Below are 16,821 nucleotides of genomic sequence, written 5' to 3' on the forward strand. Positions count from 1 at the left end.
CGCATACTTCGAGCGGCTGGGTGCACCCCGACTCTCATAACCTCAACTTCCCGAACCGCCCGGTGCGGACCCGCATGCCGGGTGGTGTGGCAGGGGCACGGCCTTATGGCCGTCCCCTATGCCGTTTTTGGCGGCGTTTTACCGCGACGCACCATTGCGCTTGCGGAATATTTCGGGGCCGAAATGAATGTAACCGGCTTTCATGCTGGTTCAGCGGGTAGAACGACAGCGCCGCCGTGTAAGCCTTGTTCAATGCAGTGAGAAAGCGAAATCGAGCTTCCGTCATCCGCCTCCGACTATGAAATGCGCGCTTACAAGTGCTAACGGCTTCACGCGATGCGGGCCGCTAAAGTGGGTCTCAAGCGTACGGCGTCTGTTCGGTAGCGAATCGCACGATTCGGGCAAACACGGACGCTGGCCAGGAATAAAACTTTGACGGGAGGTCATTATGAAAACCTTTGGCAAGGCATCGCGCTCGCTGATCGCAACGCTGCTCGCGGGCGGCGCACTCGTCGCGGCTGGTAGCGCATTCGCGCAAGACCGCGTGATCGTCGAGCACCGCCCGGCGCCGGTCGTGTACGATCAACCGCACATGATGCCGGCGGGCGTATCGATCAACATCGGCTGGCACGGCGATCGTTACTGGGACGGCCACCGCTACTGGGCGCACGACGACTGGATGCGCCGTCATCCGCGCGACTACGATCCGCACCATCGAGGCGGCGATCACGACGATCACCGCCTGCCGCCCCCGCGCTACTAATGCGCACCTGAGCGCGCCGCAACAGGCGGCGCGGGTCCACGAAGCCGGTCTTCCCTCCACGGAAAGACCGGCTTCGTCGCATTTGGGCTTGCAAGTCCCACCGGGGGAATGCAGCGTGCTGCGCTATGCTTCGGGACTTTGATCGACGGTAGCGGGAGTGCGTGTGGACAAGACGACGCAGGATGTGGCGATAGGGGTGGTGGGCACCGGACTGATGGGTGTCGGCATTGCGACGAAGGCTGCGCTGCATGGATACCGGACGATCGTTCACGACGTCGATCCGGCCCGGCTCGCGGGCGTCGCGCCGAAAGCGCAAGCGGTGCTCGACGAGCTGATCGACGCGGGCCGGATCGACGATGCCGCCAAACAGGCGGCGCTCGCGCGCATCGAAACGCACGTGCAGCTCGCCGCGGTCGCGCAAGCGCGCTTCGTGATCGAGGCGATTCCCGAGGTGCTCGAACTCAAGCATCGCCTTTACGCGACACTGACCGGCCTGCTCGCCGACGATGCGATCCTCGCGAGCAACACCAGCGGCTTCCCGCCCGACCAGCTCGCCACCCCGCTGCGTGCAAAGGAACGCTTCGTGATCGCGCATTTCTGGAACCCGCCGCACATGATTCCGCTCGTCGAGGTCGTGCCGGGCACCGAGACCGCGCCCGAAGTCGTGCAGCAAACCGCCGGGCTGATGAGCGCGATCGGCATGGAGCCGGTCGTGCTCGCGAAGGCGATTGCTGGCTTCGTCGGCAATCGGCTGCAGTTCGCGGTGCTGCGCGAGGCCTTGCATATCGTGCGTTCGGGGGCGGCAACGCCCGAAGTCGTCGATCGCGTGATGAAGGCTTCGCTCGGACGCCGCTGGGGCATCGTCGGACCGTTCGAAAGCGCGGATATGGGCGGGCTCGACACCTTCGTCGACATCGCGTCGCATCTGATGCCGCAACTCGCAAAGGACGAGGACGTGATCGATCTGCTGCGCGCGCAGGTCGACGCCGGGCGGGTGGGCGTGCGCAGCGGCTCGGGTTTTCATGACTGGGACGAAGCGCGGATCGCGCGGGTCAAGGAGGGGCGCAAGCGCGTGATCGGGCGCGGCTAGTGCTGTATAAGTAGCCGTTCCGGAGCTGCTTCTGCGCCGCTTTTTGCGCCGACCATCACACGAGTCTCAAGTCATGTCTCACTACTTCTACGATCCCGCCGCCGGCCACGGCCTGCCGCACGATCCTTTCAAGGCGATCGTCGCGCCACGGCTGATCGGCTGGATTTCGTCGCGCGATGGGCAAGGCGCGCTCAACCTTGCGCCATACAGCTTTTTCGGCGCGTTCGCGACCTTTCCGCCGATCATCGGTTTCAGCAGCGAGGGCCGCAAGGACAGCCTCGCCAACATCGAGGCGACCGGTGAATTCGTGTGGAATCTCGCCACCCGGCCGCTTGCCGAGCAGATGAACCGCTCGTCGGCACCGGTCGCGCCGCACGTAGACGAGTTCGCACTGGCCGGGCTCACGCCCGCGCCGGGCCGCAACGTCGCGGTGCCGCACGTGGCCGAATCGCCCGCTGCGCTCGAATGCAAGCTGCTGCAGATCGTGCGTCTGCAGGATGTCGACGGCAAGCCGATGGACAACTATCTGTCGCTCGGCCAGGTGGTCGGCGTGCATATCGACGAGGCCTATCTGAAGGACGGCCTGTTCGACACGCACGCCGCGCAGCCGATCATGCGCGCGGGCTATCGTGCCGACTATGCGCAGATCGGCGAAATGTTCCAGATGATCCGGCCAACGGCCTGAACGCTCAGGACGTCACGGACGGCGGTTTGCGTGACGGCTGCCCGGACGATTGGGCCGAGGAATCGCCGTTGCCGCTCTCGCTCCCGCCTACGGGCGCATCCACCTCCACTCCGACAACAGAGGCCGCGACCGGCGCGGCCGCCGTGACTTCGGCCGCGGTCGCCGCGGGCACCGGCTGGATCGGACGCGCGCGTGAACTGACGAGCACCGCGCGCGGCTCGTTGTCGTAAATCACGGCCCGCACGCGCGGATAAATGTGCCGCTCCCAGCGACGTCCGCTGAACACGCCGTAGTGGCCGACGCCCGTCTGCACGTAATGCGTCTTCAGGTACGGCCGCAGACGATCGCAGATGTCCTGCGCGGCGAGCGTCTGACCGACCGCGCAGATATCGTCCTTTTCGCCTTCCACGGTCAGCAATGCGGTGCGGCGAATCTTCGACGGCTCGACCAGACGCCCCTCGACTTCGAGCGCGCGCAACGGCAGCGCATGCTGCTGAAAGACCGTGTCGACGGTTTCCAGATAGAAGTCGGCCGTCAGATCCATCGTCGCGAAGTACTCTTCGTAGAACGTGCGAATGGTGTCGGCTTTTTGCGGATCACCCTTGCCGCGCTCGTAGTACATCGTTTCGAACGAGTCGGCGTGGCGGCCCGGATTCATCGCCATGAACGAGGCCAACTGAACGAAGCCCGGATACACGCGACGCTGCGCGCCCGCAAAGCCGAACGGCACCGCGCTGATCAGGTTGCGCTCGAACCACTCGATCGGCCGGCTCCTCGCCAGTTCGTTGACACGGGTCGGATTGATGCGCGTGTCGATCGGGCCGGCCATCAGAGTCATGCTGGCCGGCTGCGCAGGATGGTCGTCGGCGGCCATCAGCGCGACGGCGGCGAGCGCCGCGACGGTCGGTTGGCAGACCGCCAGCAGATGCGTGCCGGACCCGATCGTCGCGGTGAAGTCGATCACGTGGCGCACGAACTCGTCGAAGCCGAAGCGGCCCTCGCCGAGCGGGACGTCGCGCGGATTGTGCCAGTCGGTGATATAGACGTCGTGCTCGGGCAGCATCGTGCGCACGGTTGCGCGCAGCAGCGTCGCGAAGTGTCCCGACATCGGCGCAACCATCAGCACGCGTGGCTGCGGCGTCGAAAGCACGGCGTCCTTGCGAAAATGCAGCAGCGAGCAGAACGGCGTGCGCGCGACGACTTCCTCGACCACCGCGACCGGCCCGCCTTCGGTGACGACGCTGTCGATGCCGAACGGTGGCCGCGTCGGCGTGAGTCCGCCGAGTATCAGCAGTTCGCAGGTCGCGCGCAGCGAGCGTCCGTGGGGCGTAGCCGCGAATGTCGGCCACGCATCGAGCGAGTGGTTCGCCAGCGCCGCGCCGTGTCGCAGCGGTAGCAGCATGTCGGCGCAGGCCTGATAGGCGGGATAGGCGAACAGATTCATACTTTCACTCGAATGCGCCAGAAAAACAGGAACCCGAATAAAAGCAAGCGGTGCGCCAGGCGCTGGCGCGCGTCGCCCGGTATGCCGCGGTATGTCGCGGCATGTCTCGCGTGCGTCGGCATATCACTTGCGTGCGTAGGCGAAACGGGCCGGCCTTGCCGCGCTTTGGTGCGCGCGCGCACCGCGGCGTGCATGAGTGCAGGCACGCGCGGCGCGATACCCGATCTGGAGGACACACGCATGGGAAATACTACGCTCACGATTAGCAGCAGGAACTATTCGTCGTGGTCGCTGCGCGGCTGGCTGCTGACGAAGTTCAGCGGCTTGCCGTTCGAGGAACTCGTCGTGCCGATCGACGACCCCGCGACGCGCGCCGAACTACTGCTGCTCTCGCCGTCGATTCTGGTGCCATGCCTCGTGCACGACGGCGTCAAGGTCTGGGACACGCTGGCGATCGCCGAATATCTGAACGAGCTGAAGCCGCAAGCCGCGCTGTTGCCGCATGAGATCCGCGCCCGCGCGCATTGCCGCTCGATCTGCGGCGAGATGCATTCGGGGTTTGCGTCGTTGCGCTCGGCGCTGCCGATGAACCTGAAGGCGCATTTCCCGGGCTTCAAGGTCTGGGCGCGCGCGCAGTCGGATATCGAGCGGATCGTGACGATCTGGCGTGAATGCCTGAAGGAGTACGGCGGTCCGTTCCTGTTCGGCGAGCGGACCGCGGCGGACGCGATGTACGCGCCGGTGGTCACGCGTTTCGTGACCTATGACGTGCAACTCGAGCCGGATATCGTCGAATACGGGCAGCACATCATGGCGCTGCCCGAAATGCGCGAGTGGATCTCGCTAGCGCGGCAGGAGGTCGAGGAGATCGACGAACTGGATGTCGAGTTCTGAGCGCGGCGGGCGCCGTGCGCCGCCGCCCGCAGTAGGCAGATCCGTTAGCCGCGCTCCCCTTCCAGCTTGAACACGCTGACCAACTGCGCGAGCCGCGCAGCCTGCTCGCGCAATTCGGCCGCGGCGGTTTCCGCATCGACGACGATCGTCGCATTCTGCTGCGTCGCCTCGCCGATCTGCGTGACCGCCCGGTTGACCTGCTCGATGCCGCCCGACTGCTCGCGCGACGCGACGTTGATCTCGCTCATGATCGCGCGGACCTGACCGACCTGAGTGACGATGCCTTGCATCGTCGCGCTCGCTTCTTCGGCAATCCGAAAACCGCTGTCGACGTTCGCGCCCGACGCCGCGATCACTCCCTCGATCTCCTTCACTGCCGCCGCGCTGCGCTGCGCGAGCGCGCGCACTTCCGACGCGACGACCGCAAAGCCCTTGCCGTGCTCGCCCGCGCGCGCCGCTTCGACGGCCGCGTTCAGCGCGAGGATGTTGGTCTGGAAGGCGATGCCCTCGATCACCGTCGTGATCTCGGCGATTTTCTGCGACGAGCGGCCGATCTCGCCCATCGTCGACACCACGCGTTCGACCGCGCGGCCGCCTTCGAGCGCGGCGTCGGCGGCTTGCGTGACGAGCGTGTTCGCTTCGGTCGCGTGATCGGCATTCTGCTGCACGGTCGACGTGATCTGCTCCATGCTCGCGGCAGTTTCCTCGAGGCTGCTTGCTTGGGTCGCGATGCGCATCGCGATGTTGCCGCTGCCGGCGGCGATTTTCTCGGTACCCGCCGACATGCCGGCCGACGCGTTGCGCACCTGCGCGACGATGCGCGCGAGCCCTTCGCCGATGCCGTCGATCGCCTGCATCAGACGGCCGATCTCGTCGGCGCGCGTGCGGCCGTGTGCCACGCGCACGCTCAGATCGCCCGCGGCGAGGCGCTCGGACGCACGCGCGGCTTCCTCGAGCGGACGGCTGACGAGGCGCCGCACCGCGATGAGGAACACGATCGCGAACAGGCCGACCAGCGCGAGGCCGAGCAGCAGGAACGCGTTGCGGGTGCGCACGACGTCGGCCATCACTTCGTCGCGCGGCGCGACGCCGCCGACGAGCCACTGCCACTCCGGCACCGTGACGAACGACACGAACTTGTCGCCCGCGTCGCTCTCGCCGAGGGTTGCGTCGGCCGAGCGGTAGTCGAGCTCGCCCTGCTTCATGTCGAGCATGCGCTGATACGGTGCGTTCGCGTCGTCGGCTTTCTGGCCGGCGGCAGCCGGATGCACGAGCAGCTTGCCGCGCTCCGCGCCGCTCGACGCGTCGAGCACGAAGTAATAGCCGGTCGCGCCGATCTTCAGCGCGCGGATGCCGTCCTGGACCGACTGGATCTCCTTGTCCACGTCGACGCCGACGAACAGCGCGCCGATCACTCGGCCGCTCGCGTCGGTGATCGGCTTGTACTGCGTGATCATGCGCTTGCCGAACAGCGGGGCGAGGCCGGTGTACGTGCGGTTCGCGAGCAGCGGCGCATAGGCGGGCCCCTTGCGGTCGAGCAGCGTGCCGATCGCGCGGGTGCCGTCCTGCTTCTTCAGCGACGTGGTCACGCGCACGAAGTCGTCGCCGCTGCGCGCAAAAATGGTCGCGATCGCGCCGCTGCGTTGGAGGAACTGGTCGGGAATCGTGAAGTCGAGGTTCAGCACCTTGTCGCCGGCTTTGAAAGTCGGCGTCGCGGTGCCGCCGATATCGACCTTCTGCGTGTCGTCGAGCGAGAAGTCGGTGGGCAGGAAGCTAGCGAATAGCGCCATCGATCGATCGACCTCGGCCGACAGCGCCTTGTCGAACAGCGCGATCATCGCGGCGATCGAGCGGTCTTTGTCGGCGATGCGCGCGAGCACCTGGTCGCGCACCTGGTCGCCGGCGGCCCGTGCGAGCGCCCACGCGAAGGTGCTGAAAATGACCGCGACCAGCACGCACGAGAGCACGGCAAGCCGTGCGCCGACGCTGGCGCGGCGCGAGAAGAATGAGTTCATGGGCAGGCGTGAAATGGGGATTGGGCGATGCTCGTCGGGCGTGGCCGCGATCGGGCATCGATTGACTTGTTTACGGCTCGGGAGACGGCGGGCTTGAGGGTGTCTGAAAGGCGGCCGTAACAGGCTGAAAGGGCCGCAATGGGCCCCCCAAAAGGACGAGACGGAAGGCGGGAAGGGTGTTCCTATGCTGCTTGGCGCGCCTGAGCGACGGTGCGACCGGGCGCTGTGCGCCAAGTCCGCAACAGCAGCGCATTGGTGACGACGCTGACGCTCGAAAACGCCATCGCCGCGCCCGCGAGCATCGGATTGAGCAAGCCGAACGCGGCCAGCGGAATGCCGATCAGGTTGTACACGAATGCCCAGAACAGGTTCTGCTGGATCTTGCGCCAGGTTCTGCGCGAGATGTCGATCGCATCGGCGACCAGCGCCGGGTCGCCGCGCATCAGCGTGATGCCGGCGGCGTGCATGGCGACGTCGGTGCCGGTTGCCATCGCGATGCCGATGTCGGCGGCGGCGAGTGCGGGCGCGTCGTTGATGCCGTCGCCCGCCATCGCGACGATGCCGGCGTGGCGCATCTTCAGGTCGCGGATCACGCGGGCCTTGTCGTCGGGCAGCACCTCGGCGTGGAATTCGTCGATGCCGAGCGCCCGCGCGACGCTCGCCGCACTGCCGTGGTTATCGCCGGTCACGAGCACGCTGCGGATGCCCATTTGCGCGAGCCGCGCGACAGCCGCGCGCGCGGTCGGCTTCACCGTGTCGCCGAACGCGATCAGCGCGAGCGCTTCGGGGGAGTCGGGCGCGCGCGTCATCAGCCACGACACCGTGTTGCCCGCCGCTTCGAGTTCCTGCGCGCGCGCGGTGAGCGCGGGCGGCAGCGCGATATCGAGCTCATGCAGCCAGCGCGTGCTGCCGAGCGCGAGGGTGCGGCCGTCGACGTCGGCTTCGACGCCCCGGCCGGCGACGGCGCGAGCGGCGGTGGCGCTTAGCCCGCCGGCTTCGCCAGCGATTTGCCCGAGTTGAGCCTCGGACGCGCGCACCACCGCCCGCGCCAGCGGATGATCGCTATGCCGCTGCACTGCCGCCGCGAGCACGAGCGCTTCGTCGCGGCTCACGCCGCCGACCGGCTCGAACGCCGTCACCGATGGCTGGCCGAGCGTCAGCGTGCCGGTTTTATCGAACGCGACGATCGACACGCGATGCGCGACTTCGAGCGCTTCCGCGTCCTTGATCAGCACGCCGTGGCGCGCGGCGACGCCGGTGCCGGCCATGATCGCGGCGGGTGTCGCGAGTCCGAGCGCGCACGGGCAGGCGATCACCAGCACCGCGACCGCGTTCAGGATCGCGGTTTCCGCGCCCGCGCCGGCGAGCAGCCAGCCGATCAGCGTCAGAGCGGCGAGCGCGAGAATGGCCGGCACGAAGATTTCGCTGACGCGGTCAACCAGCCGCTGGATCGGCGCCTTCTCGGCCTGCGCGCTTTCGACGAGCCGGATGATGCGCGCGAGCGTCGTCTCCGCGCCGATCGCGGTGGTCGTGACCACGAGCGCGCCTTCGCCGTTGATCGAGCCGGCCGTGACGGCGTCGCCGGTCTGCTTCGGCACCGGCAGGCTTTCGCCGGTGATCAGCGCTTCGTCGATATGCGTGCGGCCTTCGAGCACCGCGCCGTCGACCGGCACGCGCTCGCCCGGCCGCACGATCACGATGCTGCCGACCCGCACCTGCGCGAGCGGCACCTCGCGTTCGCCGGCGCCGTCGCGGATGCGCGCGCGCTCGGGGCGCAGCGCGTTGAGCGCGCGGATCGCGTCGGTGGTCTGGCGCTTCGCGCGCGCCTCGAGCCATTTGCCGAAGCGCACCAGCGTGATCACGACTGCCGATGCCTCGAAGTACAGATGCATCGTGTCGCCCGGATGCACCGCGAGTTCGTAGACGCTGATGCCGTACGCGGCCGATGTGCCGAGCGCGACCAGCAGGTCCATGTTGCCCGCGCCGGCGCGCACCGCGCGCCAGGCGGCGCGATAGAAGCGCGCGCCGAACACGAACTGCACGATCGACGCGAGCACGAACTGCGGCCACGCCGGCAGCATCGCGTGCAGGCCGAACCATTCGCCGAACATCGGTGCGACGAGCGGCAGCGTCAGCAGCGCGCACGCGCCGACGCTCGCGAGGTCGCGGCGAATTTGAACCTGCTTGTGGTCGACGGCCGGGGCAGGCGTCGTGTCGATGATGTCGCTGACGGCGCCAGTCGAGGCGGCCGTCGCCGCCATTGTCTCGGCCGGAGCGACAGCAGCGGGCGGCGCGCTCAGCGTCGCTTCGTAGCCGGCCTTTCTGACGGCGGCGATCAGCGCGGCGGCATCGGCGGATGCGGTGCCTTGCGGATGAACGGTGGCGGTTTCGGTCGCCAGATTGACCGACGCGCGCGCGACGCCAGGCACCTTCGCGAGCGCCTTTTCGACGCGCAACGCGCAGGCTGCGCAGGTCATGCCGCCGATCTCCAGTTCGGTGGTCGGCGGCGTGTCGGCGGGTGTCGCGGCAAGCGTCGCGATTGTCTGTTCGGCGACATCGGCGTTGGCGACCGGTGTCGCTTCGTATCCGGCCTTGCGCACGGCCTCGGCCAGTTGCTGAGGCGCGAGCGTCGCGTCGCTTTCCACGCGGGCGCGCTCGGTCGCGAGATTCACCGATGCGCGCACCACCCCCGGCAGCCTGGTCAGCGCTTTTTCGACGCGGCTCGCGCACGACGCGCAAGTCATCCCGCCGATGTCGAGTTCGACGACGCGCGTGAGTGAAGGGGAAGGGGAAGGGGCAGCGTCGGCGGGGCGCTGCGGGTTGGCAAGTCCGGTCATGGCAGGCAAGGCTCGTGGCGGCATTGGGCCGCATGGTGAAGCCAGTATCGACCTTCCCATGACGGGAAGGTCAAGGCCGGATTATGCGCCCGCCGTCAAAACGCCGGCGGCGCATCGAGCATCGCCTGTCCCACCGCTTTCTGTTGATCGCCGTCGCGCGCGAGCAGCGTTTGCGCCGCGCCGCGCCGGTCTTCGGCCGCCTTGTTCTGGCCGAGCTTCCATTTGCCGACGAGCCGCGTCACTTCGATCTCGATACCGACGATCGCACCGAGCATCTGCGCGATGTAGTCGGCCGGCGCGTCGCCCATCTTCCACGGCACCGGCTCGCCGGCTTCCATCTTGCGCGTGAGTCGCGCGACGAGGCCGCGCACGAACGATTCATCGTCATGCACCACAATCCTGCCATGAGCATGTACGACCATGTAGTTGTAGGTCGGCACCTGTTTGCGCGTTTCGTGTTTGCTCGGGTACCAGCTCGGCGAAATATAGGCGGTCGGCCCCTGGAAGATCACGAGCGCTTCGGGATGAGTCGCGGCTTCCTGCCAGACCGGGTTCGCCCGCGCGACGTGCGCGCGCAGCACCAGACGTGACGAATCCGCCGCGTCCGCCTGCGCCTCGAACGGCAAATGATTCGCGTCGAGCCCATTGGGGCCGTGCGTAATCAGCGCGCCGAAAGAGTGCTCGGCGATCAGGCGGTGAAGAACCTCTGGACGGTTCTCTTCGAAATGGGCGGGCATGTACATTGAAACGCTCCGAATGCAGGACGACGAAAGAGTGAGGGCGAATCGGCAAGAAGGCGGATCGACGGATTCGCGAATCAAAAAGCATCGCGCGCTCGCGCTAGCCGTTGGCCCGGGAACATAATGTGGCAACGACGCTGCTTTGTGCTTGCCTGGCTAGGAAGGATACGATACAACGCGAGGTTGTCGGAATCGCAATCCGCGGACTCGCTGCGCAGTGTTTCGGGAGAACCGCGCATGCACGTGGCGCTGCACACCGGCATCTCCTATAGGACTGCATGCTCCGCACTCTGAACGAATGATAAAAAATCTCCGAGAACTGTTTTTGCTGCAACGAACCTGCATATCGCTCGCGGGTATCGCACTGCTGGCCAGCTGCGCGTCGACCCCCACCGCGACGCAACAAAGCAACGGCTGGGTCAAGGACGAAGTCGCCGACTCGTACGTATTCGGCTATCCGCTCGTGCTGATGAGCGCCGCGCGCGATGCGGCGGTCGGCACCGAGCCGGGCCAGGCTCCGTTCAACACGCTGCGCCACGCGCAGGCGCTGCCGCCGATCGGCGCGACCAACCCGCCGCAGCCGAGCATCGACACGCTCGACTCGACCGGCTGGCTCGACCTTGCAGCCGAGCCGGTGATCCTGGCGCTACCTGATTCGCATGGCCGTTACGTCGATGCACGCGTGCTCGACATGTGGACCAACGTCGCGTGGTCGACCGGACCGCAGTTCGCCGCGGGCACGGGCACGGCGAAGGGCCTGCGCGCGCAGACGATCGCGTTCGTCGCACCGGGCTGGAAGGGCGATCTGCCGAAGGGTGCGACGCGCGTCGAAGTGCCGACCCGCAACGCCTGGATCAGCGTGCGCATCCAGTCGAGCGGCGCGCGCGATCTGAACGCGGTGCGCAAGCTGCAGCGCGCGATCCGTCTGGAGCCGCTGAGCGTGTTCGTCGGCGACGCCGAGCCGGCGGTGCCGCCGCGCGGTTACGCAAGCAGCGTCGCAGGCCCGAGCGGCACGCCGGCGCAGCAGGTCGCCGCGCTCGATGCAAGCGGCTTCTTCGGCCGTCTTGCCGACGCGTTGCCTGACAATCCGCCGACACCGGCCGATCCGCATGCGCTCAAATTCCTCTCCGACCTCGGCGTGACGCCCGGCGATCCCGTGACGCTGCCGAAGTCATCCGCTGTGCTCGCGGCCGGTCTCGCCGATGGTCGCGAGCGCGTCGCGACGCCGCCGTCGAATCTGCTGAGCGCGAACGGCTGGAGCTGGCTCGGCGACGGCGTCGGCAACTATGGTCCCGACTACGCATTGCGCGCGTATGCGGCGAGCGCGGAGTTGGGGATCGGTACGAAGGATGACGAAGTACGCGCGGTCGTCACGCAGGACAGCGACGGTCACACGCTGAACGGCGCGAATCGCTACGTGATCCACTTCGCGGCGAACCAGTTGCCGCCGGTGCGCGGATTCTGGACCATCACCGCGTACACGAAGGATGGCGCGCTGAGCGAGAACGCGCCGGCGCGGCTCGCGGTTGGCGATCGCAATGGCGCGCGCCGCAATCGCGACGGTTCGCTCGACGTGGTCGTGTCGTCGACGCGCAGCCGCACCGGCAACTGGCTGCCCGCACCGCGCGCGGATATGCAACTGGTGCTGCGCCTGTATGCGCCGAAGCCGCAAGCCACCGACGGCAGCTGGCAGCCGCCGCCGGTCGTGCGGCAATGACGTGAACGGCGCGCGGGCAAACCGCGCGCCGTCCGGTGTCGTTATCTAACGCTCGCGATAATTTTCTTCGCGAGAAAACCGGTCGGTCAGCAGCACGAATCGTCAAGGTGGGCCTGACATTCCTGTCTAACCATTGATTCAAGACTTATACTGCCGCATGCGGGATTTCAGTTTTTCGCGGCGGGCTTGCCGCCGCATTCCTCCACGTCGAGCATGGCAAGCCTCAATAAAGCATCGTTAGCCTCCTCCATTCAGACTGTGCGCGCAGTCGCGCAGTCGCACCGTACGCGGCGAATTCTCGTCGGTCTGTTGATCTTCGTCGTCGTGATCGGCCTGCTCGGCTTTTTCGCGGCGCCGCCGCTGATTCGCCATATCGCGAGCCAGCAACTGAGCAAGCAGCTCGACCGGCCGGCGTCGATCGGCCGCGTTGCACTCAATCCGTACACCCTGCGTTTCGAAGCCGACAACGTGCATATCGGCGAGCGCGGCGGCGCGGGCGACTTCGTCGATATATCGCGGCTCATCGTGAAGCCGTCGTGGAGTTCGCTGTTTCGCGGCGCGCCGATCGTCGACGAAGTGCAGGTCGATTCGCCGCGCTTTCATCTTGTTCGCCTCGATGCGCAGCACTTCAATTTCAGCGACCTGATCGAGAAGTTCGCGAACCAGCCGGCAAAACCCAACAGCAAACCGACGCAGTTCTCCGTCTCCAACATTCGCGTCGAAAACGGCCAGGTCAAGTTCGACGACCGCGTGCTCGGCACGAGCCACGTGATCGATCAATGGAAGCTCGGCATTCCGTTCATCGCGACGTTGCCGTCGAAGACCGATATCTTCGTCGAGCCGCTGCTGCGTGCGCGCATCGACGGCGACAGTCAGCTCGCGATCGACGGCAGGACCAAACCGTTCGCGGCGTCGCGCGAGTCGGAAGTGTCGCTGCGCTTCGACGATCTCGACGTGCCGAAGCTGGTGTCCTACGCGCCATCGAAGCTGCCGGTGATCGTGCAGTCGGGCAAGCTGTCCACTGACCTGAAGCTGAACTTCGTGATGGCGAACGACACGCCGTCGCTGCGCGTGGCCGGCACCGTCGACCTGAACGACGTGGACGTGCAGGATCAGGGCAAGGCGCCGTTTTTCGCCGCGCGCGCGGTGCATGTAGCGGCGGCATCGCTCGAGCCGTTGAAGAGCGTCTATCATTTCGACGATATCCGCATCGACGCGCCGAGCGCGAGTGTCGCGCGCGACAAGAACGGTGTATTGAGCGTCGAGCATATGTTCGCGCCCGCGCCCGGAAAACCGGCGGCAAAGGAAACCGCGGACACGAATGGCAAGCCCAAAACCGCCGCCGCCGAAAAAGCGGCCCCGCCGTTCGACGTCGCGATCAAACGTTTCACACTCAACGATGGCACCGTCAACGTACACGACGAGGCCGCGTCCCGTCCGGTCGAAGCCGGTCTGCAAAATCTCGCGGTCACGCTGACCGATTTCTCGACGCTCGCGTCGGCGCCCGCCCATTACACGCTGAACACGAACCTGAAGGACGGCGGCGGTTCGCTCGCCGCCGACGGCACGGTCGGCCTCGCAGCCAAGACGGCGAGCGCGAAGCTCGATCTGAAGTCGCTGAAGCTGCCGCCGCTGCAGCCGTATCTCGACACCGCGACGTCCGCGCAGGTGCTCGATGGTGCGTTGTCCGCGACGACGAATATCGACGCGAACTGGTCGAAGTCGCCCATGGCGCTGATGGTTGCGGACACGAAGCTGGACATGCAGAAGGTGAAGCTCGCGGCGCGCGGCGACAAGACGCCGGTGATCTCGCTCGCGCAGGGCAACGTGGTGGTCAAGCAGGTCGACGTCGCGGCGCGCACGGCCGACGTGACGAGCGTCGACGCAACCGGCCTCGCGGTCGACGCGCAGCGCCTGAAGGACGGCACCGTCAATCTGAACGCGCTCGCGGGGGCGCATCAACAGGCGACGGAGCGCACGGCGATTCACGCGGCGAAAAAAGCGCAGGCCGAGGGCCCCGCATGGCGCTACAAGATCGGCGAATTGACGCTCAAAGACGCGACCGCCGAGTTCACCGACAACATGACGGCGCAGCCGGTCAAACTGAGCTTCACGCCGGTGCAGTTGAAGGTGCAGCAGATCAGCGACGACCTGAGCCGACCGCTGCCCGTCGATCTGCAGGCGACGTTGAACAAAAAGGGCACGCTCGGCGTAAAGGGCGACGTCACGACGACGCCGCTCAAGCTGGCCGTCAAGGTCAACGCGAATCAGCTCGACGCGGCCGCGTTCGAGCCGTACTTCGGCAGCCAGCTGAACGCGTCGCTCGCGAGCGCGCTGCTGAATGCGAACGGCGATCTCTCGGTCAGCCAGGCGAAGTCGCTGAAGGCGAACTTTCGCGGCGACATGGCGCTCGTCGCCGTGCGCATGATCGACAAGGCGACCTCCGACCCGTTCGCGGGCTGGGGCTCGCTTGCGCTGACGAACCTGAAGGCCGATTACGACGAGCACGGGGGGACCGTGGTCGACGCGGGGCGTGTGACGTTCTCGAAGTTCTATGGCCGCGTGCTGCTCGACGCGCAAGGCAAGCTGAACTTGAAGGATGTGGTCGCGCACGAGGGCGGTACGACGCAGTCGCTGACGCGCAGCAAGAGCGGCTCGCACCCGATTCCGCTGACGCCCGAGGCGGTGTCCGAAGCGGTCGCGGCGTCGGCGCCGGCGGCGGTCGCGGCAGCATCGGCTGCGGCGCCGGGCAAGGCAACCACCACGCCTGCGGCCACCGCCACGGCCACGACGCCGCCACAAAATCCGCTCAAGATGCACTTCGGGCAACTGGTGTTGCAACAGGGCCGCGTGACCTACACCGACAACTTCGTCAAGCCGAACTACACGGCGAACCTCGTCGACATTCAGGGCAGCATCGGCGCGTTCGGTACGGAAACGACCACGCCCGCACCGGTCGATGTCGCCGCGAAACTCGCGGCCAACGGTCCGCTGACGATTCGCGGCACCGTCAATCCGCTGATCGCGAAACCGGCGCTCGATCTGACCGCGACCGCGCACGACATCGAGCTGACCAACCTGACGCCGTATTCGGCGAAATACGCGGGCTATCCAATCACGAAGGGCAAGCTCAACGTCGATCTGCACTATCAGCTTGCGAACGACCAGCTGAACGCGAACAACCACCTGTTCATCGATCAACTGACGTTCGGCGATCATATCGACAACGACACCGCGACCAAGCTGCCGGTGCGTTTCGCAATCTCGCTGCTGAAGAACTCGCGTGGCGAGATCGACGTGAACCTGCCGGTGTCGGGCTCGCTGTCGAACCCTGAGTTCAGCATAGGCGGGCTGATCTGGCATGCGGTGCTCAATCTGCTCGAGAAGGCGGTGACCGCGCCGTTCTCGCTGATCGCGCATGCGTTCGGCGGCAATGGCGAAGACCTCGGCTACGTCGAATTCGAGGCCGGCTCGGCCACGCTCACCGACGCCGACAAGCAGAAACTCGACACGATCGTCAAGGCACTCACCGACAAGCCGTCAATCCGCATGGACCTGATCGGCCGCGTCGATCCGAAGGTCGACGAGCCGGCGCTGCGCACGCTGTACGTCGATCAGATGGTCAAGCGGCAGAAGATCAAGGACGCGGTGGGTAACGGCGAGAGCGTCGATCCGTCGACGGTCACGGTCGATCAGAAAGACTACGAAAAGTATCTGACCAAGGCCTACAAGTCCTCCGACTTCAAGAAACCGCGCAACTTCATCGGCATGACGAAGACGCTGCCGGACGACGACATGAAGAGCGCGCTCGCGGCCAACGCGCCGATCGACGACGCAAGCCTGCGCCAGCTTGCGCAGCAGCGCGCACAGAGCGTGCAACAGTACCTGGAGGGCAAGATCGACAGCAGCCGCGTGTTTATCGTCGCGCCGAAGATGAATGCCGACGATATCAAGGACAAAGGTGCGACGACGCGGGTCGATTTCGGCTTGAAGTGATGGTGGCGGGCGATCAGGTCTGTTGCTTGTCACCCGACAGATTTTGCCGCGGCGTATCGTGCAGGCTCGGGCACATGGCAGTGGGAAACCGCTTTCGTCCAGGGCGGAGGCGGTATCCCGAGCACCTTTCTGCGCAATGGCATAAGCCTTGCGAGTGGTCCGGTCACTCCCAATCCGGACACAAGGACCATTGCCATGACGACTCTTACCATCCACGATTTGCCGCGTCTCGATCTGCTTGATCGAAACGGCATGCACGCCATTCGAGGCGGTTTAGCGCTCTCCAGCGTGCTAGCTCCTACGGAGCCATGTCGATTGGCCATTCCGACTGATCCCTGTCGGTCGGTCATTCCCACCGAACCCTGCACGTCCTTCGCGGGCTAGGTGCGGTCCCGTCGAGTTAGGCACCAGAAAAACAAACGCGCCGGACATTGCGTACCGGCGCGTTTCATACAGGACACGTCTTCAGACGTATCTATCAGGACCGTTCAGTCCTGCGGGATGCTCGCTGGCTCTTACCGAAGCCACGCGAGCGGCTTACATAGCAGTGGTCAGAGTCAGTATTCAAAGGCATTCCCTCCAAGGTGAAGTTGAGCATTCAGCCTGCGTTGCATCAGGAGGACACGTCTCACGGGGCGCC

At 66.1% G+C, this 16,821-nt stretch carries 10 protein-coding genes; 6 read left to right on the forward strand and 4 right to left on the reverse strand.

The window, feature by feature from the left end; translation table 11 throughout:
- Positions 1 to 448 precede the first annotated feature (448 nt).
- The 3 genes from AB3X95_RS29855 to AB3X95_RS29865 all read left to right on the forward strand — a co-directional run bounded on the left by AB3X95_RS29855 (position 449) and on the right by AB3X95_RS29865 (position 2,538).
- Positions 449 to 763, forward strand: coding sequence for a hypothetical protein (locus AB3X95_RS29855; protein WP_368623245.1), 315 nt, complete (start codon positions 449 to 451; stop codon positions 761 to 763).
- Positions 764 to 977: 214 nt separating this feature from the next.
- Entirely contained in the window at positions 978 to 1,853 is an 876-nt protein-coding gene (locus AB3X95_RS29860) for a 3-hydroxyacyl-CoA dehydrogenase family protein (protein ID WP_368623301.1), read from the forward strand.
- A gap of 73 nt (positions 1,854 to 1,926) precedes the next feature.
- Positions 1,927 to 2,538 carry a flavin reductase family protein gene (locus tag AB3X95_RS29865; protein WP_368623246.1) on the forward strand — a complete coding sequence of 204 codons (612 nt, stop codon included), beginning with the start codon at positions 1,927 to 1,929 and terminating at the stop codon, positions 2,536 to 2,538.
- A 4-nt stretch (positions 2,539 to 2,542) separates the two neighbouring features.
- On the opposite strand, the gene AB3X95_RS29870 is transcribed toward AB3X95_RS29865, so the two are convergent.
- On the reverse strand, positions 2,543 to 3,982 hold the full coding sequence (locus tag AB3X95_RS29870) for a polyhydroxyalkanoate depolymerase (RefSeq protein WP_176369674.1): 1,440 nt from the start codon (positions 3,980 to 3,982) through the stop codon (positions 2,543 to 2,545).
- 240 nt (positions 3,983 to 4,222) lie between these two features.
- Here AB3X95_RS29870 and AB3X95_RS29875 point away from each other — a divergent pair, with 240 nt between their 5' ends.
- Entirely contained in the window at positions 4,223 to 4,876 is a 654-nt protein-coding gene (locus AB3X95_RS29875; protein ID WP_176107154.1) for a glutathione S-transferase family protein, read from the forward strand.
- Positions 4,877 to 4,920: 44 nt separating this feature from the next.
- Here the strand turns inward: AB3X95_RS29875 and AB3X95_RS29880 are convergent, their stop codons facing one another.
- The 3 genes from AB3X95_RS29880 to AB3X95_RS29890 form a co-directional block, all read right to left on the reverse strand.
- A complete protein-coding gene (locus AB3X95_RS29880) occupies positions 4,921 to 6,891 on the reverse strand; it encodes a methyl-accepting chemotaxis protein (RefSeq protein WP_176369675.1) in 1,971 nt (656 codons plus the stop codon).
- A gap of 182 nt (positions 6,892 to 7,073) precedes the next feature.
- Positions 7,074 to 9,728: a heavy metal translocating P-type ATPase gene (locus AB3X95_RS29885; RefSeq protein ID WP_368623247.1), complete on the reverse strand. Its 2,655-nt coding sequence runs from the start codon at positions 9,726 to 9,728 to the stop codon at positions 7,074 to 7,076.
- 95 nt (positions 9,729 to 9,823) lie between these two features.
- Positions 9,824 to 10,471 carry an FMN-binding negative transcriptional regulator gene (locus AB3X95_RS29890; protein ID WP_368623248.1) on the reverse strand — a complete coding sequence of 216 codons (648 nt, stop codon included), beginning with the start codon at positions 10,469 to 10,471 and terminating at the stop codon, positions 9,824 to 9,826.
- Positions 10,472 to 10,766: 295 nt separating this feature from the next.
- Here AB3X95_RS29890 and AB3X95_RS29895 point away from each other — a divergent pair, with 295 nt between their 5' ends.
- Both AB3X95_RS29895 and AB3X95_RS29900 read left to right on the forward strand, forming a co-directional pair.
- Positions 10,767 to 12,185: a DUF1254 domain-containing protein gene (locus tag AB3X95_RS29895; protein ID WP_368623249.1), complete on the forward strand. Its 1,419-nt coding sequence runs from the start codon at positions 10,767 to 10,769 to the stop codon at positions 12,183 to 12,185.
- Between the two features lie 213 nt (positions 12,186 to 12,398).
- Positions 12,399 to 16,181: a DUF748 domain-containing protein gene (locus AB3X95_RS29900; protein WP_368623250.1), complete on the forward strand. Its 3,783-nt coding sequence runs from the start codon at positions 12,399 to 12,401 to the stop codon at positions 16,179 to 16,181.
- The last annotated feature ends 640 nt before the right edge of the window (positions 16,182 to 16,821 follow it).

Origin of the sequence: Paraburkholderia sp. BR13444 (assembly GCF_040948755.1) — a bacterium.
GTDB lineage: Bacteria > Pseudomonadota > Gammaproteobacteria > Burkholderiales > Burkholderiaceae > Paraburkholderia > Paraburkholderia youngii.